At 35.9% G+C, this 21,295-nt stretch carries 19 protein-coding genes and 1 pseudogene; 12 read left to right on the forward strand and 8 right to left on the reverse strand.

Annotation, left to right across the window (positions count from 1 at the left end):
- Positions 1–106 precede the first annotated feature (106 nt).
- Together AC1RFD_RS07795 and AC1RFD_RS07800 are read right to left on the reverse strand one after the other, a co-directional pair.
- A complete protein-coding gene (locus AC1RFD_RS07795) occupies positions 107–4,234 on the reverse strand; it encodes a chitobiase/beta-hexosaminidase C-terminal domain-containing protein (protein WP_492474777.1) in 4,128 nt (1,375 codons plus the stop codon).
- A gap of 886 nt (positions 4,235–5,120) precedes the next feature.
- Complete coding sequence (locus tag AC1RFD_RS07800) at positions 5,121–5,630, reverse strand: ClbS/DfsB family four-helix bundle protein (protein ID WP_115673276.1); 510 nt, start codon at positions 5,628–5,630, stop codon at positions 5,121–5,123.
- Between the two features lie 247 nt (positions 5,631–5,877).
- On the opposite strand from AC1RFD_RS07800, the gene AC1RFD_RS07805 reads away from it, so the two are divergent.
- Both AC1RFD_RS07805 and AC1RFD_RS07810 read left to right on the forward strand, forming a co-directional pair.
- The gene (locus tag AC1RFD_RS07805; RefSeq protein WP_048392560.1) at positions 5,878–6,081 is read left to right on the forward strand and encodes a hypothetical protein; all 204 of its coding nucleotides are present in this window, start codon (positions 5,878–5,880) and stop codon (positions 6,079–6,081) included.
- Positions 6,082–6,255: 174 nt separating this feature from the next.
- Positions 6,256–6,717, forward strand: coding sequence for a DinB family protein (locus AC1RFD_RS07810; protein ID WP_048392558.1), 462 nt, complete (start codon positions 6,256–6,258; stop codon positions 6,715–6,717).
- A gap of 463 nt (positions 6,718–7,180) precedes the next feature.
- Here the strand turns inward: AC1RFD_RS07810 and AC1RFD_RS07815 are convergent, their stop codons facing one another.
- The gene (locus AC1RFD_RS07815) at positions 7,181–7,342 is read right to left on the reverse strand and encodes a hypothetical protein (protein ID WP_279495215.1); all 162 of its coding nucleotides are present in this window, start codon (positions 7,340–7,342) and stop codon (positions 7,181–7,183) included.
- 398 nt (positions 7,343–7,740) lie between these two features.
- On the opposite strand from AC1RFD_RS07815, the gene AC1RFD_RS07820 reads away from it, so the two are divergent.
- The 3 genes from AC1RFD_RS07820 to AC1RFD_RS07830 all read left to right on the forward strand — a co-directional run bounded on the left by AC1RFD_RS07820 (position 7,741) and on the right by AC1RFD_RS07830 (position 10,962).
- Entirely contained in the window at positions 7,741–9,165 is a 1,425-nt protein-coding gene (locus AC1RFD_RS07820; RefSeq protein WP_492474779.1) for a VanZ family protein, read from the forward strand.
- 243 nt (positions 9,166–9,408) lie between these two features.
- Positions 9,409–9,933, forward strand: a complete 525-nt coding sequence (locus tag AC1RFD_RS07825; protein WP_103118271.1) for a hypothetical protein — start codon at positions 9,409–9,411, stop codon at positions 9,931–9,933.
- A 294-nt stretch (positions 9,934–10,227) separates the two neighbouring features.
- On the forward strand, positions 10,228–10,962 hold the full coding sequence (locus tag AC1RFD_RS07830) for a class I SAM-dependent methyltransferase (RefSeq protein ID WP_492474781.1): 735 nt from the start codon (positions 10,228–10,230) through the stop codon (positions 10,960–10,962).
- Between the two features lie 1,397 nt (positions 10,963–12,359).
- On the opposite strand, the gene AC1RFD_RS07835 is transcribed toward AC1RFD_RS07830, so the two are convergent.
- Positions 12,360–12,794, reverse strand: a complete 435-nt coding sequence (locus AC1RFD_RS07835) for a hypothetical protein (RefSeq protein WP_436455381.1) — start codon at positions 12,792–12,794, stop codon at positions 12,360–12,362.
- A gap of 134 nt (positions 12,795–12,928) precedes the next feature.
- On the opposite strand from AC1RFD_RS07835, the gene AC1RFD_RS07840 reads away from it, so the two are divergent.
- Positions 12,929–13,843: a class I SAM-dependent methyltransferase gene (locus AC1RFD_RS07840; RefSeq protein ID WP_328012408.1), complete on the forward strand. Its 915-nt coding sequence runs from the start codon at positions 12,929–12,931 to the stop codon at positions 13,841–13,843.
- 161 nt (positions 13,844–14,004) lie between these two features.
- Here the strand turns inward: AC1RFD_RS07840 and AC1RFD_RS07845 are convergent, their stop codons facing one another.
- Positions 14,005–14,388: a VOC family protein gene (locus AC1RFD_RS07845; protein ID WP_131520058.1), complete on the reverse strand. Its 384-nt coding sequence runs from the start codon at positions 14,386–14,388 to the stop codon at positions 14,005–14,007.
- A gap of 142 nt (positions 14,389–14,530) precedes the next feature.
- On the opposite strand from AC1RFD_RS07845, the gene AC1RFD_RS07850 reads away from it, so the two are divergent.
- Positions 14,531–15,724 (forward strand): Ger(x)C family spore germination protein, encoded by a 1,194-nt coding sequence (locus AC1RFD_RS07850; RefSeq protein ID WP_492474782.1) that lies wholly within the window; start codon positions 14,531–14,533, stop codon positions 15,722–15,724.
- A gap of 47 nt (positions 15,725–15,771) precedes the next feature.
- On the opposite strand, the gene AC1RFD_RS07855 is transcribed toward AC1RFD_RS07850, so the two are convergent.
- Entirely contained in the window at positions 15,772–16,527 is a 756-nt protein-coding gene (locus tag AC1RFD_RS07855; protein ID WP_492474783.1) for a class I SAM-dependent methyltransferase, read from the reverse strand.
- 267 nt (positions 16,528–16,794) lie between these two features.
- Here AC1RFD_RS07855 and AC1RFD_RS07860 point away from each other — a divergent pair, with 267 nt between their 5' ends.
- The 3 genes from AC1RFD_RS07860 (at position 16,795) to AC1RFD_RS07870 (ending at position 18,818) form a co-directional block, all read left to right on the forward strand.
- Positions 16,795–17,661, forward strand: coding sequence for an AraC family transcriptional regulator (locus tag AC1RFD_RS07860; protein WP_066037269.1), 867 nt, complete (start codon positions 16,795–16,797; stop codon positions 17,659–17,661).
- A gap of 16 nt (positions 17,662–17,677) precedes the next feature.
- Positions 17,678–18,253 (forward strand): GNAT family N-acetyltransferase, encoded by a 576-nt coding sequence (locus AC1RFD_RS07865; RefSeq protein WP_326140896.1) that lies wholly within the window; start codon positions 17,678–17,680, stop codon positions 18,251–18,253.
- 142 nt (positions 18,254–18,395) lie between these two features.
- Positions 18,396–18,818: a hypothetical protein gene (locus AC1RFD_RS07870; RefSeq protein ID WP_066037268.1), complete on the forward strand. Its 423-nt coding sequence runs from the start codon at positions 18,396–18,398 to the stop codon at positions 18,816–18,818.
- Positions 18,819–18,899: 81 nt separating this feature from the next.
- On the opposite strand, the pseudogene AC1RFD_RS07875 reads toward AC1RFD_RS07870, so the two are convergent.
- Positions 18,900–19,741: pseudogene (locus AC1RFD_RS07875) on the reverse strand (alpha/beta fold hydrolase).
- A gap of 185 nt (positions 19,742–19,926) precedes the next feature.
- On the opposite strand from AC1RFD_RS07875, the gene AC1RFD_RS07880 reads away from it, so the two are divergent.
- Positions 19,927–20,370 (forward strand): SMI1/KNR4 family protein, encoded by a 444-nt coding sequence (locus tag AC1RFD_RS07880; RefSeq protein WP_281216322.1) that lies wholly within the window; start codon positions 19,927–19,929, stop codon positions 20,368–20,370.
- Between the two features lie 30 nt (positions 20,371–20,400).
- Complete coding sequence (locus tag AC1RFD_RS07885) at positions 20,401–20,886, forward strand: tetratricopeptide repeat protein (protein WP_103118282.1); 486 nt, start codon at positions 20,401–20,403, stop codon at positions 20,884–20,886.
- A 36-nt stretch (positions 20,887–20,922) separates the two neighbouring features.
- Here AC1RFD_RS07885 and AC1RFD_RS07890 read toward each other — a convergent pair whose 3' ends face one another.
- Positions 20,923–21,138, reverse strand: a complete 216-nt coding sequence (locus AC1RFD_RS07890) for a DUF3955 domain-containing protein (RefSeq protein WP_244205579.1) — start codon at positions 21,136–21,138, stop codon at positions 20,923–20,925.
- Positions 21,139–21,295: the final 157 nt, after the last annotated feature.

The following is a 21,295-nucleotide window of genomic DNA, read 5'->3' on the forward strand; positions in this document are numbered from 1 at the left end:
CTTGGTTATTTTTTGATTAATGAACAACTTTTCAGTGTTATAGGTTAATTAGCAAACAACCCAGCACCAAATCAATATAGACTAGTGCTGGATTGTTTTTTAGATACTACTTAAATTCAATTTCCTCTGCCGAAGCCCCTTTAGTATACGTAATGGTCGCTCCATCAGGTAAATTTCGTATTTCTTTTACATTTTTTCCTTCGATAATAATTTCACCAATTTTCGTACCTTTAAAGTCAATAATCGCATTTCCTTTTTTTGGACTAATCGTTACTGTTTTATCCGCAAATCCTTCCCCATGGAATTCAGCATATTCACTAAATACCGCAATTCCATTTTTAATATTCGTATTTTTCCCTAACGATAGCGAAATGCTTGGGCGATTCATGATCAGTTTACCTGTTTTGTAGTTATCAAAATTGTATACATTTTCAGGTGTTATTGGTGTTGGTATTTCCTCATTGTCTGCTTTCAAATCAATTTGAACTAATACTGGGTCATGATCTGATGCACGGCCTTGTGCTTCTGTAAAGTTCGCATTTATATGAATCAAGTCAATTTCTGTAACGTCAGCAAGCTTATTCGAAACTAAAATATGATCCAACACTTGATTGTTTCCTTGGAAGAAGTACGTAAAACGATCTTGCTCTGGGGCCTTATCTATCATATTCGTTAAAACATCACCCTTTAACGTTTGAAGAGCTGGTGTGAATTCAAAGTCATTCATGTCCCCTGCTACAATGATATTTAAATCTGGATTAATGGCAAGTCCTTCATCGATAAAATCATTGATGGCTTGAGCAAGCTGAATACGTTTCTTTACTGATTCTAGCACTGGTGGCTGAGTTGGTCCCCAAAGTGAGCCATCTCCACCTTTAGAATTTAGGTGAGCTCCGATAATCACTACACGTTCTTTCTGGAATTCAAATTCGGCTGCAATTGGTTTTCGTGTATCTACAAATTTTGATGGATCAACAAAGCCAGGATTTAAAGTAAGGCTTCCATCTGCTGTCCACGTATTGGTTTGGTCACCCATTCCTTTTATACCTGACACTAATGAAACACGTTCTGGATTATATAGGTAGCCTACACGAATATTACCGCCAGGTGCACCACCTACTGTATTGTTAATTGGCATGACATCAATCCAATCATACGCAGGACCACCCGCAGCTTTAATTGCATGAATTAATCGCATATAGCTTTCCGATGCATCCGCATTTCCTGAATCAGTTTGTCCATCATTATCTTGAACTTCGACTAATGTAATAATATCTGGTGATTTCATATTATTCACAAATGTCCCTGCAATTCTGGCTACTTTTTCGTTTGATGTATTGGCAGGATTATTTGAAAAGTTTTCGATATTATAGGAAGCGACATTTAACTTGTCCGCTACTGGTTCAAGATGCGTCACTTCTTGCTGAAGATTCGCTTTTGTCACTTCTGGGAAGACTTTATTTGTGTTCAGTCGATAGCCATCTGTAAAATTCTCTACAAATCCGATAAGGGCATCATTAAAACGATCACCTGAATCATAGTTTTTCCCTGCTACCCCTTCAAGCATAATTTTTTCTGGGTTATAATCATCGGCCGCTATATTTAAACCACCATTCACATTGAATGTATTATTAGTTGTGCTCGGTACAACAATTGGAGAATCGTTATTATAAATCGGTCCTATTACTCTCGCATCCGGGAATGATACCAGCATATACTCGATAGATTCCCAAAAATCGATGCCATCTTCTTGTGGGTCAAAAATTGCAAAACTATCATTATCGATAATTTTATTTGGTGGCAACAGATCCTCCCCTATCACAAGGGCTTCTGGAATTCCTGCTGTACCTGTTTTTGTAATATTTGTTGCTGCAATTTGTGTATCTGTCAATCGAGAGTTGCCACCTGCCTCTACTACATTTCCTGAAACGTTAATAACGTCCCCTACTGCTACATTATGTCCTGTCTTATTTACTTTGATAGCAGTTGATTTTACGCCATCAAATGACGACTCGTTTTCTTGCATAATAAAGCTAGTTGAATTTAAAACGAATGTTACAATTCCTGCCACATCATTTACTGTTAAATCGACATATGGTGATTTATGGCTTGCCCCTTGAATATCGCTAATCTTGGCATTTTTAGTATCAATAATTTCATAAACAAATGTAGCAATTGCACTGTTCGTTAAACCTTCTTTCACTGCAATCGCTTTAAGCGTCATTGGTTTATTAACAAGGATTTCCTCTGTATACTTTGCACTAGCTGTTGTTGGCGTTGAGCCATCCACTGTGTAATAAATCGTTGCTCCTTCAGTCATTGTAGAAAGGGAGACTTTCGTGCCAGCTGTTACGCCCCCGACGTGAGAAGCTTTGATATCCTGCACCTTTGTTACATCTTCAATAACGCGAAGAGGGAGCAATTGATGGTTTGTATATTGACCAACAATCCCTGTAATTTCCCCATAAGTTTTTCCACTCACTAAACCAGAATCTCTTGTTTTATCGTAAATAGCAAATGGGCCTACTTCGTCAGTACCTGTAAAGTTTTGACCCGAACCAGTAACGGTAACATTTTTAATTGTAACTAGTTTCGATTCATTGTCTTCCGCTACCTCATTACTTTTAATAAGATGTGGCTCTGGTATTGTCGAAGGAACAGGCATACCAACAAGTGAAATATTCGTTAATTGCTTTAGACCGCTATATTCATCTACTCGTCCTTGCACCGTCACTCGATCACCGACATTTGCGGCAAGACTATCCACAGGATAGATGGCTATCGCCGCCCCATCTTCATCTTGAATGTGTGCTGTAGCCGTTTCTAATTTTGCTGTCACGATCCCTGATACGATAACAGTTTGCCCGATTTCTTTATTACGAGCTTCCGTAATGGATATAACAGTTGGCTCTTCTTTAACTGTATAATTAAAGGAAGCAATGTCACTATCGTCTAGGCCTGTTGCAGTAGCAAATGCTTTTATAGTCATGGCTTCATTTACAACAATCCCCGCTGCTGCATCATAAACCTCACTAGCTACTGACGGTTCAGAACCATCGATTGTGTAATAGATGGTTGCATTTGGGGTATTTGTAGATAATGTTACTTTCGTTCCTGCATAAACTTCGCCTGTTGCTGGTAAAGCCTTAATATTCTCTACTTGTGTTGGCTCATAGTTTGATACTAATTGGAAGCTTTCCGCGCTTAACGTTTTTAATTGATAGGTCCCGTTAAAAATTGACGCAATCCCTGTCACTGTGATGACATCATTGTTATTGAAGCCATCTGCTTCAAACTGAGAGAACTGATAGCCTGTACGGTTATCATGGCGAATTAACAGCTCGTTATTGGCTGCATCGACTGCTTTAAATTCAAATGTACCATACGTACCAGATGGCACTAAATCTTTAATCTTCACATTTTCAAGTGTGATTAATCTTCCTTGTGTGCTATCATCCGCAATCGGTAAATTTACTGTCTGCGGTGTAGGTGCCGTCCCTGTAGAAATCCGTTCAATTGTCGGTGAATTAAATTGAACTTCTCCACTATATAAACTAGTTTTCCCTGTGATGCTGACAATATCTCCAACAGCTAAGCTCCCTGCTTCTGCAGAACTAGAGAAGACATATACCCCTGCTGTCTCATCCTGTACATAGAAGGCCTTGCCTCCCCAGCTACCAGGTAATGTCGTAACCGTCCCTTGAATTTGAACTGTGCGGTCTGTTCCAACAGCTGCACGAGCTTCGGCAATTGTTGCTGTCTCGGGAGGATTTGGTTCAGTAGTATCGTCCCCAACAAACTCCATTGAAGTTGGTGATTTTAGCCCTGCATGGTTGCCAAAATATATTTCCAGTGAACCTGTTATTCTAACTTTTTTCCCAAGATTACTTGGGTTAGTAAATAATCCAAAATTGGCTCTATAGGAGCTTGGTAATTGAATATACAGCATTTTCGTGACATCTGTTTCATCTGGTGTATCAGCAATCGCAATATTTGTGTCACTATCTGCTATCACAGAATAAGAAGTTTCACTTTTGGCGAACCCTACTATATATCCCTCTACAGTAACATTACTCTTTACTGCGGTTGGATCAAATTGATTGACCGCTTCCCCCACTCCAATTGCTTCTGTCGTTTCGGCCTTTACAACTGTGAAGTAAGGTGAAATCATAGAGATTACAAGTAAAAATGATAACGCTATTTTGGTAACGACATTACATTCATATTTCTTCATTCGTTTAGCTCCTTATGATTTTAGTCTGAATAATCTTTTCCTTAGGTTTTACATGGAAGTTATTATTCAATTACTGTGTTCCCTACAATGGTTAACCCATCTAAAGAGAGGGTTACATTCGGCGCATAAATGATTAAATCCCCCGAAATAGTACCTGTACTACCAGATGGCATTAAAGAAATTCGTATTAAAGCTTCTCCAAAATACAGATGATTAGTTTTTTTCGGGTTTAAATATACCCATCATGGCACGATCATTAAATTATTAATCTTTTTATAAAATTGTGGCGAGCGCTGTACATCCTTGTAATCGGTGTTACTACAACCGCTGAAGCTGTTAATGCGTTCAAATACTTGGATTTCCCCACCTACTCATACTTTGCGTAATCCCTCCCTATTCCTGTTTAGTAAAGATAAGTTTTAAATCCTCTTAACAAAATTATCGGTAATTATCAAACAATACCAAAATATTGTTTAACATAATAATTTTAACAGAAAAATAATAAATACTTTGTTATTTAATATGAATATTCTAAATTCTATGTAAAATAGTACATATTTATCTTTTACAATAGTCATTCGAATAGTAGTTTTATATTATGTAATTACATTTTCGTATGAGCTAATGTACCAGCTCAGTTCCGGCGGCATAAAAAAACTTCACTACTTTTGTAGAGAAGGACTGACATGACACCATAATAGCAGCTCGCTGAAAGATTGTTGCTTGATTGATTCCCTTCCACCTCCTTCATATGAAGCATCGAGATACAGTAAAACGTACCATAACCCATCGCACTTGTTGTCATAGTGGATAATAAAAAGCCCTCCATTTGTGGAAGGCTAAAGTCAATTCGTTTGGTTTGTTATAGTAAGGAACATCTAATCTTTTAAAGGTTCATCTTCTTCCATTTTCGAATTTTGGTTCTGAAATTTGTAAATGGAGCAACTGAGTTAATATGAACCCACTTCCAAACGGGCCAATTAGCTTGTGTTTTTGCCCATCGTCTTTGATCAACTTCAAATAATTCCTTTTCTGAAAGGGTATTTAACCACTCACATAAATGATTGACAGCTTCATTAAGCATTGCTTGTTGTTCCTTCAAAGAGTACTCTCCGTATTGTTTATAAAAAGAGTTATACAATCCACTTAGATTATTCCATTTATAGCCTTCTGCAGGTGTATGTACTTCTTCGCACTTTTGTTCTTTTTGCTCCCAGTGAAGCAAAAGATTTATCCAACCAAGTTGATAAGAAAGATTTTCAGATGGCGTTTTATCAACTTCTTTAATCCGTTTGTTTTTCAAGATTTCTGGTATATCATGAAATTCGGCAATATATTTTTTATACTTTTCGTTAATCGTACTAATCAATTCTTCTTTGTTGGCATACTGTCTCACTCTATTTCCGTCCCTTCCACCTATTTCTTAAGTTCAGTCTAACATAACGCGAATACGCTAATTTTGAAATTTTTTTTAAAAAAGTTGTTATATGGTAAGTGTTACCTTCTATTTTTTCGGTGGATGTATAAGTAACCAAAATTTACACACACTAACCTTGAGTGTATTACCCATAACGAGTGAAACAGAGGGTTTTATTACGTTCTTCTTTTCTTATGTGTGATGATTAATAATAGAGGTGCTTGAAGTGACTACATTCGGAAAATGCTTATATATCGCATTCTTCATCATTATTTTTTTATTTACAACCATTTGGAATTATATTAAAAATGGTCATTGGGCTTTGCTAGAAAATTTATTCTTTGCCTTTTGGGTGGCCAGTTTCTTATTCATGGCATTACTACTTAGAAGTAAAAAAGAAGAATCGGAAAAAGCTGAAAATAGAAGCTGATTTGCCTGATTTAACTAGTGTTAAAATCCGCATCTATATTTGCTGTAGCTCTAATAAGCTGCAGCTTTTTTATTGTTGCATTCATAAAAGCTAGTCAGAACTACTATTTTATCGGTATATTAAAACTTAAAATGTTATACTATTCAATAAATTACTTTGAAGAAAGGAACGTGAATGATGGAGGCTAAGACCATTTTGTTAGATCAACTTTTAGCTAATGCAAATGACCCAAGTTGGTATATCTCATTTTCTGAAGTCGTAGAAGGGTTATCTGAAGCAGAAGCCTTTTGGAAACCCGATTCTTCTAGCCATAGTATGGCTGAAATTGTCCAGCATCTAATCTACTGGAATGAAATTTGGCAAATACGGTATCGAGAAAATCAAGTGAAGGCTCCTTCGCAAACAAATAATGCGAATACGTTTCTAGTTAAAGAGGAGGTAACTTTCTATGAATTAAAAGAAAAGTTATTACATATCCTACTTACGTGGCAAGAATTAATTGAGGAAGAGCAACTTTTATCTATCGTAAATGGGTTCCCTGTGAAAGCGCAATGGTGGGCCATCATATCTAATGCCGCTACCCATAATGCCTATCATATTGGACAGCTCGCCTATTTACGTAAAATGGAAAAATAGACATTTATATGCTATACTCTTAAAATAGGACTACTGTTAATAGTCCTATTTTTATTTGTTGCCGCTTATTTAACTCAAATAACACCAAAGGGAGATGCATGTGAGCCTAGAAGAAATTACACAGATCTATTCATTTTTCTTAACAACGCCACTTATAGTAAGGCTAGTTGTATTTAATTTTATTTTTAAAGCCTACAAACATACTATGGTTATTTTATTGGATGCGATTGTTTTAGTATCAACCACTATTTGGTTAATATTGATTAGAGAGGTCATTTTCCCTCTGCCTTCGTTAATTTTAAATGTATTTAGTGTACTCTACATCCTATTGATTATTGACATTTCTCTCAATTATTATCGCTTAAAAAGGCAGAGTTCCTTGCAGTGAAAAGCCCAATTTATACATATAAACAAGCTCCAAATAAAAGAAAAAAGCATCTTTTTTCAAGATGCTTTGCTCTTACTATTGGGGCAATTCTTCTGGTGTTTTCTCAAATTCAAGTATATGTCCATCAATTTTTGCTCTTTCTAGTTCCTCAATAAATTCTTCCTTACGTTCATCAAGTCTGGAGTCAAGTGTGTTTTGATAACCCGGAAATAGATTGTAATCTACTGGTTTCCCCATAAGTTCACCTCTTATTCTCAGCTTTTTTATTTATTATAGGGTATATTGATATTTTCTGACAATTGTTTATGTCAATTTTGATTACAAGGACTGACAAGACAATACAACGGAAGTCTTATAAAAAATGCCTACCTATACTTTATTGCCCATAAAATTATGCTGATAAATCGAAACAGCAAGGTTTATCTTTGCCTCTAAACGTGCAATTTTCACAAACTTTGTTGATAATCCCTAGACTGTTCCTCCCCTTTTTCACGGAAAATAAAAGCATTTTCCCTCAATTAGGTATGCTACAAAATCTTAAGAAATCTTCATAATTTTTCTCAATAATTATTAATAATTACCATTTACAATAAGAAAAGTCGACAATAGATTAACATAGTTAGGAGCATCTTGTCTTGGGCGTTACAGATATTATGAATAACATTCGAATTTTAATGTTGCCAGTCATCCTTATAGTTGGTGCTGAGTTCTTACTTATTGGACTTTATTATTTCCTCTATCATAAAAAACATCAGTCAAATCGAAAAAAAATAAACTTTAAGCAACTGATACTTGTAGCACTCTTTATCGGCTATATTGTATTTGTGTGTGAACTAACGATTTTTGGGCGTGGTTCTTCCCATTTCATGCAAATGAATCTACAACCATTTAGTGGCTATATAGATGCATGGAAGAAATACTCGTTACGTGATCTTCAAAATTGTATTTTTAACATTTTAATGTTTGTGCCACTAGGCATTTTCTTACCTTTACTTTTCTCTAAATTTAAATTGTTTAAATGGCTTCTTCCTGTAGTGGTGATGGCAACCTTATCCATTGAAACGTATCAAACACTTACAGGAGCAGGGATTTTCGAGCTTGATGACTTAATCAACAACTCGCTTGGTGGGATTATTGGATACCAGTTATATAGACTAGGATCTTCCATTGTTCAGCATAAAAAAATAAAAATGAAAAGTTTGATCGGTAACCTAGCCATTCCTCTCATGATGGGTTTGATTTTTATTGGCATGATGATTGTCTACGCTCAACAGGAATTTGGTCATTTAGCAATTAATGCCTACACAAAATCAAATATGTCGGATGTTGATGTAACAACCTCATTAGATTTACATACAGCATCTACCGTTGCCCCCGTGTATAAAAAAATAATTCATACAGATGAAGTTGAGACTTTGTTGCAAAAGAAATTGGATTTATCAGAGTTAAGTCGGCAGGATATTAGTGGTGATCGTGAGCTCTTATTGAAAGATAAAGAAGAGAACTCGTATACGCTATTTATTAATTCAGAGGGAAATTGGTCGCTAACAGACGATCTTTATACGCCCGTGCAACCTTCCTTAGCTGTGCAAGAGACACTTGTGAAGAAGGCAAAGAGTATGATGGTTGAGCTTTCTCTCCTTCCTAAAGATGGGGAGTTTACAGCTTTGGATAATGGCGTATTTGAATGGACGCTTCCTGACCAAGCTGAATTGAACCAAGATTATTGGCTTGGTGAGGTAGAGCTCGGTTTGAAGCCAGATGGTAGTTTGTATTCATTATCGTATAATATTCATGAGCATCAATTGATCCGTGAAGTAAATATTTTGTCACCTGCAGAGGTGTATGAGCGAATTAAAAAGGGCGAATTTCCACAGATAAAATATAATGCACTCGTAACAGAAGAAGAACTGTTGATAAAAAAAGGCGATCAGCTTACTGTCGATTTAATAGAGCTCTCGTATATGTATGATACAAAAGATTTCTATCAACCCATATACAGAGTTTCTGGTACATTAAATGGAAAAAGTTGGTTCACCTTGATTCAGGCGAGAAAGTAGCTTTTTTGATACCGCTAACTAAGGAAAGCCCAGACTTGATACTGGGCTTTCTTTTTATATGAGTTGAAATAACATCTCAAACTTTGGAATACTTCTAACAAAATGGAGACCATCAACAAATAACTACTTAAAAATACTAGTGTTTTTAGATTTTATCTAATCTGTAGCCTAGGTGTCCGTTCAATTAAAGATAAGAGAGTTGAATATAATATTTATATTGAGAGCATAAAGGAGGGTTAGAGAATGTTCGGTAAACATACATGTCAGAACTGTTGTCCAAATGAAATGAAATATTTTCCAAAAATTGTTGCACTTCCTGGTCCTGTTGTTCCTGTCCCTTCACCAGATCGAAGTGTTTTAGCGTACGGATCCCTTAGAGGAGATACATTGGGCCCTTTATCACCTGATCCAACACCCGTCACTTTCCAAGTGGTTGGTGCGCTATCAAATGTTACGGTTAGCCCATCTGGGAATGAATTGGTCGTTCAAAATGACGGTGTCTATCAAATCACCATTTCGATTAATGCGCAAGCAACAGCAGCCCCTGATCCTGATCAACCATTTTTCACAGTTAGCATTACCGTCAATGGTCAACCGATTTTTCTAAACGGCATTGCAGTCTTTAATGTTGTCAATAGAAGTAGCTCGGCCTATGTGGTTCAAGCTACATTAGCCGCAGGTGATTTGGTGGGAGCCAGTGCAGCTTCAGATTCCTTCGTCGCTAGTTATGCTAACCGCTCCTTAACGATTGTTCAATTGAGTGGTTAGATTAAAAGTATATAAAGGACAGTAGCTCTCATCTCTAAATTTTAGAGATGGGATCTTTTTGATTTGACGAGGAGTGTATTCGGCTTCCTCTAATACTTATTATTTATTTCTTACTCATAATCAAGTGACGCCAAGTCTGTTCTTCTCCTATTTTTTAGGTATGTCTGAATGATCATGTGTTATAGTAAAAAAAATAGTTACATGAGGTGGAACAATGGTTAGAAGAAGATAGCTAGCCTCCTAGGTTGTCAGTAGATTTAGGGGGCGAACTTAATTGATAGGAGTGTTCTATACATGAAACAAAATAAATATGATGAAATCAATTTCTTTTCCGAATATGAAAAAATGCCACGTTCTGTTCAAGGACTAGACGCGGCAGGTGAATGGCACGTATTAAAAGCACTTCTTCCAGATTTCCAGGATAAGACCGTACTTGATCTAGGCTGTGGCTTCGGCTGGCATTGTCGCTATGCCCGTGAACAACAGGCAAAATCAGTAATTGGTGTGGATTTATCAGAAAAAATGCTGCAAAAAGCGCAGGAAAAAACGAATGATCCTTTTATTACCTATTTAAAGATGCCGATCGAAGATATCCATTTCTCCGCTTCTCAATTTGATGTAGTAATTAGTTCATTAGCGATTCACTATGTACAATCCTTCGAAGCACTTTGTAAGAAGGTTTATGCTTATCTAAAACCTAATGGTTCATTTGTCTTTTCTGTAGAGCATCCTATATACACATCACGCAATGAACAAGATTGGGTCTACGATGAGAATGGCAACCGCCTGCATTGGGCAGTTGATCATTATCAGACAGAAGGCATTCGAGAAACGACCTTCCTTACCGAAAATGTTATTAAATACCATCGCACACTGTCTACTTATATGAATGTCTTAATACAAGCTGGATTTACGATAAGTGCGGTGAAGGAACCTATGCCTTCAGAGGAAATGCTAAAAAATATTCCGGACATGCAAAATGAACTACGGAGACCTATGTTTTTAATCATTGCAGCTGAGAAAAAATAATCACTGTGTGCTTAGGCAATATGGATCGGGTATCGCTAAGTATACAGCTATATCGTATATAAACAAAAAACCAGATGCTCTCTTTTGGGGAGCACCTGGTTTTATTGTGAAAGTGAATCTTACTAACTTACTTAGTTTTGATTCGTTATAATACTACGACAACTTGAGGCGCTGAACAAGTTAAAATATTTTCCAATAGGATTTTAGGGGGAATTAATGCTTTTTCGAGAAAATAAATCATTCTATCAAATTTTAAGTCTTTCTTAGTTTCATTAAAATAAGAAATAACGAAATCTCATAAATGACTAACCGTAGCTCATGACACAGGGTCATTTACCAATGACAGCCCCACTGTATAGGTGGGTGACTGTTTGCTATTTTCACACAATTTAAAGTATGTTTCTACAAACTGAAATTGATAACAATGCTCCCCCTGCTCTAACTGAAAAATTTCTGCTAAAAGCATGAAATCCACTTCATCATTCTCGCATGGTGATGGGAAAGCAATACAAGCAAGACATGCGCTGTTACAACCATACAGGTCTCTATGGTTTTAACTATGATAGGTGAAGCTACTAATTTTTCGGGCTATTCATAAAATATGTTGAAGAAACACGTCTGTAAAGGAACATTAAACAAAAAGACCAGTCACTCTTTTAAAGAGAACTGGCCATTTTGCGTTTAGGTTGAAGACTATGAAATATCTTCATTCATAGATTAACATATTATACTGAACAATATCTGAACAACCATACAAAAAAGACTAGACTCTCACATGATGATGTAAGCTCTAGTCTTTTAAGTGAAAGTGAATCTTACTAAATCTTGTCTAGCTTTAGATTCAAATTACAATACGAATGAACAGGCTAAAGGTTTCATAAATTCTTTATTTTTTCGTTAAATTATAGGACCACCACCACAAAAAGACCAGGAAACACGAAAAAATGTGAATCCTGGCCCTTTTGTGAAAAGTGAATGTTACTAGTTTGCTTTAGTTCTTTGTATTCTACTGATGAGTTAGACGGCTGATGTTTTAAAAAGTTACACATTCTTAAAAATTTTTTACTCTACTAATTAAATGGCAAATCAAACACGCCGTCAGCTCCATCTATAGCACACGCTCCTCTGACTTATATAGGCTTCTTTTTCCAGTAAAGATATTTATCCTTCAGCAGCTACTCTACCTTTAGCCCATATTTTCCCTTCCGAAGCCGTGACACTCCAGTTCAATTGTTGTGTGCCTTTATTTTTACCTCATATCAGATACCGAGTTCTTCATCAGAATGGTCACTATAAAAGGAGGTGTGAAATTCACCATTCCCAGTTGGTTCATCTACATAATTCACAGGGAAGATCTATGCTGTATCCCTACTTATTTAGCTTGTGTTGGATACTAACTAATTCTGTGAATCTTCCATTGCTTTTTCTAAAAGACTAAAAAAAGCGTGATCTTTTATCAGTTCAAAGCTTTCATTTGTGTTAAGGAGAACCAATATTTTATTTTTAGAATCAATGAACATCGGGTAGCTTGTACTGAGTGAAATTGTCATTCGGTAATCGTAATCAATAGTTTTTATGGCTGTTTTTTTGAATGTTGCCTGTTGAAAAGACTGTATCAATTCTTGCTGTGTTTCTTTTGATATTTTCATTTCAGAAAAGATATCTTCTGTATCTGTATCTATACGATGTAGCGTAACAGTGGAATTTTCCACATGAAAATTAGCATTTTCTAATAGATCAATAGCAGAATAGCTTTGATCTTTCCATGTAATGAGCATAACACTAACAATTACTGCTAAGAGTAAAGATAAGCCTATTTTAAATTTTTTCATATTACTCCTCTTTCTCAGTACCTAAAACTTGACAAAAAAATGTTTTTATGCTAAAATTTACATTTAAATAAATATTATATATAATAGGATTCTCCTGGCCAGGGGAATCCTATTTTTTGTTAAGGAGTGTTGGTATGAATCAACAGGAATCTAGTATCACTTCATTAGTTGCTGCCTTTAGTAGAGCCTACCATAGCCAATTTGATACGCCGAAAATTTTTGATGATTATATAGCCAAAGAATTGATTTCACAAGAAGAATATCAAAATATCCAAGCTAATTTGATACAAGGCATTGAATTTTTTAATAAAGATATCGCTACAAAATTTAAAGACGATTCAAAGGAATTAATAAAATGGATAACACAAGTTCAACTCTCACCGACTCCTTTGGCACGTGCTGCTTATTGTGAAAGGGTCTTGCATAGCGAAATACAGCTTGGTGTCGAGCAATATGTCATCTTAGGTGCTGGCTTTGATACTTTTCCCTATCGTCAGGAGCAAGGACAAACCATGCTGGAAATTTTTGAGGTGGATTATCCCACAACACAGGAATCAAAAATGAAAAGATTACAGGAAGCTTCTCTCCCCCTCTTGAATTATCTGCATTTTGTACCGATGGATTTTACAAAGCAATTTCAATCTCAATTATTTTCAGAGCAAGGCTTTCAATCTAAAAAAACATTTTTTAGTCTGTTAGGTGTGTCCTATTATTTAACAAAAGATGAATTAGCAAGTTTACTCAATCATCTATTTGCCTTAGTTCCATCAGGTAGTTCCATTGTTTTGGATTATGCTGATGAAACACTCTTCACGGAAAAAGGACTCTCCAATAGAGTAGAAAACATGGTCAAAATGGCCGCAGTTGGTGGTGAGCCAATGAAATCATGCTATGCTTATGAGGACATGGAGAGGATGCTAGATCGATTAGGTTTGCTTATATATGAACATCTATCTCCTACAGCGATTCAAGAGCTGTATTTTCAAAATCGAACAGATTACTTATGTGCTTTTGAAACTATCCATTATATGCATATTGTTAAAAAATAGGTCCATCCCATTTAATTTTATAAAATTCTAAATTTTCTTTTTATTACCCAGGCAATTAACTATTTCAATATAGAGAATTAGTATACTATAGTAGTGTAAAGCTAATTAGCCTTACACCTCCTAGATTTGTTACTAGGGTCACTGTTAACGCAGTGACCCGCTTATAATGATTGACAAACACCTAAAGGATTCCCATCAGGGTCATAGAAGGTAAAAAATTTGGTGTCCCCTTCTCCTTCTAAAGCCTCGACTTGAACATGATGATCTACTAGAAATAAATAGGTCTCTTCAATATTTTGAGAGAGGAAGTTTACATATTTCCCCACACCAAAGTGATTGTCTGGAAAATGACATGGCTGATGCTCCTTAGCTTTTACTAAGCAAATGACCGTGGGGGATTGTTCAGTGATTTTCATAACTGCTGCGCCCTCTTCTATATATTGAAGCTTAAATCCGAGTATTTCCTCATACCATTTAGCCGATAATTTAGGATCTTTTATTGGAATAAAAATGGCCTCTACACCTTTAAATAAGGATTGTTTCATTTTCCTTACCTCCATTTCACAGTTTGTTTTCTTCATTTTATTCTCCTTCAAAAAGATTCATTGAGATTTTCATTATTGATTATTTTGCCTGTCTTTTGCTTATCCTTAATAGTATCCGAAATGTCTTCTTTTCCTAGAGGAGGTGTCCACCATTAAACACAAGGTATCATTCATCCTATTGCTGTCAGTACTTCTTTTACTAGGTGGATGCTGGAATAAGCGGGAGTTAAACGAACTAGCTATTGTTACGGCTGTTGGAGTGGATAAATCGGACGAGCTATTCGAAATTTCTGTTCAGATTGTTAGTCCAAGTCAAGTGGCTTCGAACAAAGCATCTGGCATTCAGGTCCCTGTTTTTACCTACCATGCAAAAGGAAAATCATTATTTGATGCCATTCGAAAATTAACAGCGCTCACACCTAGAAAGCCTTATTATGCGCATGCCCAAATTATTATTATTGGTGAAGAAATGGCTGAGGAAGGTATGAATAGCATTTTAGATTTATTTCAAAGAGACCCAGAAGGACGAAGTGATTTTAACTTTATTGTTTCACATGATTCGACTGCACAAGAAATATTAAGTGTTTTAACCCCTTTAGAGGATGTGCCTGCTAGCAAAATGTTTAAATCATTAAAGGTTTCTGAAGCAGTATTGGGCACAACAGAATCTGTTATTCTTGATGATTTAATTCAATCGTTAGGCAGTATTGATCATAGTGCCGTCTTACCCTCTATTCATATATACGGTGATGCAGATGCTGGAGATTTTAACTCGAATATAGAAAAAATTGATAGCCCTGCACAATTAAAATATGGTGGACTGGCTATTTTTAAAAATTATAAGCTCATCGGCTATTTATCAGAACAAGAAAGCAGAGACTATAATTTTTTAAATAATAATATAAAAAGTACATTTGAAATTATTGCTTGTCCTGAAGAAGGGAAAATCTCAACAGAAATTATTAATTCTTCTACTAAAATGACGGGTCATTTTCAAAATGATGTACCCTCGATTTCCATTAAACTTGATATTGAGCAAAACGTTGCAGAGGTAAGTTGCTCTTTGGATTTAACGAAATCAAAAACCATCGATGCTTTAAATAAAGAAACGAGCAAACAAATCAAGGAACGATTAGAACGTACGCTTCAAACAATTCAACAAACCTATCAAGCCGATTTATTAAAATTTAGTAATGTATTACACCGAGAGGACTATCGAGCATGGAATCGAATTAAAAAGAACTGGCAAACCCTCTACCCTAATCTTGAAGTTCAAATTGAAGTCGATGTGCATACAAAAGGAGTAGGAACTGCAACAAAATTAAAGCTTGACTAATTCGTAAAAATGACCAGTACTCTTTTAAGGAGTACTGGTCATTTTAATTAACGTACCGCTTCAAACGTTATGAGTGACGTTTCTTCAGTTGGTTGTTGAAGGAACTTATAATTCGCAGAACAAGTTATTGCAGAAAAGCCAACACTTTGTAATAGAAGCTTAAATTCTTCAATCCCATACCAGCGTAATAAAAACTTTTGTAGTTCCGTATCACTTAATGTGCCTTGTTGCCACTTCTCATATTTTAAAACCATCAGCGTATATTGCTCCACCCAATTCATGGCAATCGATTTTCTTTCAAGGGCAATTCCTTCATCTTGTGAAATTTGATGGTAAGATGTCGTAATTTCTCCTGTTTTCCAGTCTGTAGGAAGTAATAAATCTACTAGGAGTCTCCCACCAGGGACAAGGTGCTGATACATAGAGGTTAAAGCTGATAGTGCTTCTTGATGGTTTTCAATTAAACAAAATGAGCCTGTAGGCATAACAATGGCTTCGTATTGTTGACCTAAGGTGAATTGGCAAACATTTCCTTCATACAGCACTGGCGTCAATCCTCGTTCTTGGCATCTTTTTCGACAGGATGCTAGCATTTCTGGGGAATGATCAATTCCCTCTATTTCAAAGCCTTTTTCCATAAAAGGAATATAGAAACGTCCAGAACCAACCCCTGCTTCTAGAATCTTCCCCTTTACACCTTGCAGTCGTTCTAGATAATATTCAATATCTCCATCAAGCGAGTATCCAACTGGTTTCGTAAAATCATAAAGTGCTGTGCTTAACGGTCCGTAATTTTTGTACATATATTCTCCTCCGATTGTTTGCGGAAGAAATCAACTAATCTATTTATTCTCCCGCACCTTAATTATATTCAATGGGAAAACAGAGCTGACTATCATCATCTATCACTCACTTTCTTGTAAATTTAGTTAAATTATACATTTAATTGTTGTTTTAATCAATGTTTCTATTGATTTCCTATACATTACAATTTAATGTACAAATTAGCACAAATTATCAAAAAACCCTTCCCATTAAACGGTACCATTGAGTTAAGAAAGGATGATGGTATGGATTATTTTGAAAGAATTCAAAACGCCATAGAGTTTATTGAGAAAAACCTACGTGAAAAGTTAACGATTACAGATATTTCTTCTCAGTCTTACTTTTCAGCATTTCATTTCCAACGACTTTTCCAAGCCATTACAGGTTTTTCTGTGCAGCAGTATATTCGCAACAGGAGGCTTTCTGAAGCAGCTTCCTTATTAGCAACAACAACGCAGAATATACTTGAGATTGCAATCAACTTTCAATATGGTTCTCAGGAGGCATTTACACGGGCATTTGTTCAGTATTTTGGTGTCACACCTGCTAAATACCGAAAAGGAGCCAACTCCATACCATTTCAAACCAAAATAAACTTTTTGGATTATAAACTGGAAGGAGAACTCCCTATGCAGCGACCGGAAATACTTCACTTATCTAAAAAACGTATTACAGGCTATGAATACAAAACGTCCTTACAAGACGAACAATACTATGCAGAAATCCCTGGCTTTTATTTGGATTTTGGTCAGCAGCAATATTATGAACGAATCTCCCATAAGGTAGCCCCTAATATGGCGTATGGCATTTCTACAAACTTTCAGGAGGATGGCCGGTTTTCTTTTATTGTAGGAGAGGAAGTCGAAATCTTTGAGGAGCAATTAGAGAAAGGCTTCACCCACCTTGAAATTCCTGCTGGTAAATATGCAGAATTTACATTGAATGGTACTGCGGAAGGAATTCAAAATACAAGACGTTTCATTTACGGAGTATGGTTGCCGAATTCTAATTATGAGCGCGATACAGGTCCTGATTTTGAAATAACCGATGTCATGCAATCGATCTACCCACAGGAGATGAAAATGAAAATCTACATTCCCATTAAAGAATAATAAAGGAGCAAGGTCGATGATTATTGAGAAAGTATTTAAGCAGTTCCCTACCCTACATTCAGCTACTTTACAATTTAAAAAAATTGAAGACTCACATATACAAGAGCTATTTGCTATTTATGATAATGACAAGGTATTTGAGTATTGTGGCATCATCCCAAAACATAACCTTCAAACTGTTCAAAAAATGATTGGCCATTTTGAACGTGATTATACGAAGAAAAGCAGGATTAAATGGGGGATCTTCGAAATATCACAGCGTGAAAAACTAGTAGGGATTATCGAAGCGATGGACTTTAATCAAAAAGTAGATATGGTAACAATCGGTTACTATTTAGCTGAAGCATCCTGGGGAAAAGGCATTGCATCAGAGGCAGTTGCAACAATCGTAAAATTTTTATTGGAAGAGGTAAATGTTAATCGAATACAGGCAGAAGTCATGCCTTTAAATGAACCCTCGAAAAAGGTTCTGTTAAAAAATGGATTTTTAAAAGAAGGTCTTCTGAGACAAGCTTCATTATGGTCTGGTAAGGGTGTTGTTGATTTAGAGATATATGGCTTATTGAAAGGCGATTACAACTTGAAAGACTAAACTCTACTAATGAGTTTAGTCTTTTCTTATATTGTACAGATAAATGGACATTTTACCATCTCCTAAAGGGCTCTTTAACATAGACTAGAAATAGATGACTCATGCTAGCATGACATTGTAATCATAAAGGAGCGTTTTAGAAATGGATGGAAACAGATATTTAACACGAATGAATTGGGAATTTAACAATTATCATAAATTTTCTAAATGCTATTGTGACTCAAAGAATGTTTACTTTGGTCACTCTCCCAGCGTAGATCATCCTATTATTGAGGAAGATTCTTATAAAATAAAATATTATAATAGTCCCCAATTTGAAAAAAAATATCAGAAACAAAATCAAATTGAAAAGCATTGTCAAAGCTGTATTTGTAGTCACTTAGAATGTTTTGAACCAGGGACTTTAGTAGATGTATACCTCTCAGATGGCAGCCAATTTCTAGGAATATACTTTATTTATCTTATTCCGCAAAGCTGTTGCGGGTACTTCCTTCAAATCGATGATATGGCACGGCCTGTCATTATGGACTGTCAAAACATTGATGCGATACGTAAAACTTGTTGAGGTAGTTGATACTTTGGCTTTTCTCTTTTTATTATTAAAATAGGCTGGTTAATTGCTATACAAGCATAACCAGCCATTCGACTACCCCTCGTTTATCCATTGAATTAGTTGTTCATTAAAAAATACAGGCTCTTCAAACATAGGATTATGACCACTTTTTTCAAAAATGACTTTCTTTACATAGGGAATATGATCAACTGCATCCCATAATGAAATAGGGGCTACTAAATAATCATACCTGCCTAGACCTAAAAAAATTGGCTTGTTAACTTGTAGCATTTGTTGTAAAAGATTCTGCTCCGCAAAAGCTACTCCCCATAGATAATCAATAATTTCCATATTCGGATGAACGTTATCCCACATAGAGGTAGCATTGAACATAAAATCATAAAAACTATGCGCCCCCATACGAATACACATATGAACAAAGCGTCGTTCAGGCTCCTTCTTTAGATCCTGCTCCAATAAGGCTATTTCGTGCGCAAATTGATGTTACGCTCCATACTTGCATGTGCCTCAAAATAAGACAAGCTTTGTTGCTGTCTTTCTTGACTATTCGATGTTGCTGTATTTAATAGTACGAGTTTTTGAACATGCTGGGGATAAGCTGTGGCATACGCCATTGCCATAAATGCATGTCCTGAATGTCCTAACACTATTAAATTATCTAGCTGTAGGATTTGTCTCGCATACTCCATATCCTTCACTATTTTGTTTAATGTGTAATCTTCTTGCGTAAATGCTTGAGCTGGCTTACCAAAACCTCGATGATCTAAAAAAATCACCTGGAAATGTTGATAAAAGTCTTCTGAGAACAGACGTGGATAATAAACACTACTCCCCACCACTAAAATTGGTTGGCCTTGCCCCTTTATACAATAGTTTAATTCAAATCCATCACACATAAGTTTTTGATATGTCATTATCTTCATCCTCTTTTCTATTTTTATATCATCACTCCCTTCCCTCTTGGTTTTCCCGTGTTTTTTCCATTGAACGCTCTAGCATTCTATCACCCCAGTAGATGTTATTATTTACATTAACAATATCATTCCCACAGATTCCTAGCAATGAAGGATCGTGTATACTGAATAAAAGGAGAATGTCTATGAAGGAAGATCTACTAAAGCGTTTGCGGTTATTTTTATTTAATGAGAAGCATCAAACGTTAGTGGGTAAACCTGCAAGTCAAAGAGAAATAATAGAGGCACAGCAACAACTTCATGTACAATTTCACAGCGATTACGTAGCGTTCATTGAAACGTTTGGTGGGGCATATGCAGGTATAGCAATCCATGCTTTTTCTAACGGCTCAAGTCTAGGAAACGAAACCGTTGTCGATTTAACACTGGATTTCCGTCAACAATATAAAGAGTTCCTATCTCCAAATGTTTTAGAAACGAGCTATGTTATTTCAATGGATGGTGTGGGTAATCCCATTTTCATCGATCCATCAGGCCATGTTTTTATTTGCGATCATGATTGTGGAGAAATTAAGCGAATAGCTGATTCATTTGAGTTGCTGATAGAAGATTGTTTTTATGAATGGTAAGTTACTTAAGTAAAGAAGAGGTTAAATATAATGGACAAACAATTAGAACACATACTTACATTAAGAAAAAACGGACAGCTTGAGGAAGCAAATCAATGTATGGTGGCACTGGTCAAGGAACAGCCTCAAAATGCTTATTATCACTTTCAATGTGCTTGGACATTTGATTCTTTAGGGCAGGAAAAAGAGGCTGTTCCGCACTACGAAGAAGCGATAAAGTTGGGGCTAGAACCAGAAGTTTTAGTGGATGCCTATCTCGGTTTAGGGAGCACCTATCGGACTATAGGGCAATACGAGCAAGCAAAACGGATCTTTGAACAAGCCATTCAAGAGTTCCCCAAGGCTGAGCATATCAAGGTCTTCTATGCCATGACACTCTATAATCTTGGCGAACATGCAAAATCAATGGAAACATTATTGAACACGATATTACGCACAGCCAATCATCAAGGCATTCAAGATTATAAAAAAGCTATTCACTACTACAGTGATAAGCTAGATCAAACATGGTTATAAAAAACAGGCCCTATTTAGAGCCTGTTTTTAGCATTATTATATGGAAGTTTGCTTTTTGAATGTAGAAGATAACGCCACAATCAAGAATGTAAGTATACCGCTAAAGAAAAATAAATAGCTCAATGGAATTAAAAAGAAGTTTTTCTCCACTATCGTACCATCTGCTAGTATCTCATCTCCTATAAGGCCTTTTATAAATAAACATACGATCCCCATGATCATCGGAATTGTGGCAAGTAAATATTTCCCCATTATTTCTTCCTCCATTTGTTAAATCCTTGTTGTAATTGATGATAGCGTTATTTTTATTGCAAGTCAATTATTTTTTATCGAAAAACAATAAATAGTTATTGATTAACACTCCCACCTAAAAGAACAAACGTTCCCTCCTCTTTTAATTTCTTGTACG

It is taken from the genome of Lysinibacillus sp. GW823-FHT02G10 (genome assembly GCF_058797135.1).

Excerpts from the sequence above, each read along its gene's own strand:
- AC1RFD_RS07795 (WP_492474777.1), bottom strand. The coding sequence starts at position 4,234 with ATGAAGAAATATGAATGTAATGTCGTTACCAAAATAGCGTTATCATTT.
- AC1RFD_RS07810 (WP_048392558.1), top strand. The coding sequence starts at position 6,256 with ATGATGGAGGCTAAGACCATTTTGTTAGATCAACTTTTAGCTAATGCA.
- AC1RFD_RS07815 (WP_279495215.1), bottom strand. The coding sequence starts at position 7,342 with ATGGGGAAACCAGTAGATTACAATCTATTTCCGGGTTATCAAAACACA.
- AC1RFD_RS07825 (WP_103118271.1), top strand. The coding sequence starts at position 9,409 with ATGTTCGGTAAACATACATGTCAGAACTGTTGTCCAAATGAAATGAAA.
- AC1RFD_RS07830 (WP_492474781.1), top strand. The coding sequence starts at position 10,228 with ATGAAACAAAATAAATATGATGAAATCAATTTCTTTTCCGAATATGAA.
- AC1RFD_RS07835 (WP_436455381.1), bottom strand. The coding sequence starts at position 12,794 with ATGAAAAAATTTAAAATAGGCTTATCTTTACTCTTAGCAGTAATTGTT.
- AC1RFD_RS07840 (WP_328012408.1), top strand. The coding sequence starts at position 12,929 with ATGAATCAACAGGAATCTAGTATCACTTCATTAGTTGCTGCCTTTAGT.
- AC1RFD_RS07845 (WP_131520058.1), bottom strand. The coding sequence starts at position 14,388 with ATGAAACAATCCTTATTTAAAGGTGTAGAGGCCATTTTTATTCCAATA.
- AC1RFD_RS07855 (WP_492474783.1), bottom strand. The coding sequence starts at position 16,527 with ATGTACAAAAATTACGGACCGTTAAGCACAGCACTTTATGATTTTACG.
- AC1RFD_RS07860 (WP_066037269.1), top strand. The coding sequence starts at position 16,795 with ATGGATTATTTTGAAAGAATTCAAAACGCCATAGAGTTTATTGAGAAA.
- AC1RFD_RS07865 (WP_326140896.1), top strand. The coding sequence starts at position 17,678 with ATGATTATTGAGAAAGTATTTAAGCAGTTCCCTACCCTACATTCAGCT.
- AC1RFD_RS07870 (WP_066037268.1), top strand. The coding sequence starts at position 18,396 with ATGGATGGAAACAGATATTTAACACGAATGAATTGGGAATTTAACAAT.
- AC1RFD_RS07880 (WP_281216322.1), top strand. The coding sequence starts at position 19,927 with ATGAAGGAAGATCTACTAAAGCGTTTGCGGTTATTTTTATTTAATGAG.
- AC1RFD_RS07885 (WP_103118282.1), top strand. The coding sequence starts at position 20,401 with ATGGACAAACAATTAGAACACATACTTACATTAAGAAAAAACGGACAG.
- AC1RFD_RS07890 (WP_244205579.1), bottom strand. The coding sequence starts at position 21,138 with ATGGGGAAATATTTACTTGCCACAATTCCGATGATCATGGGGATCGTA.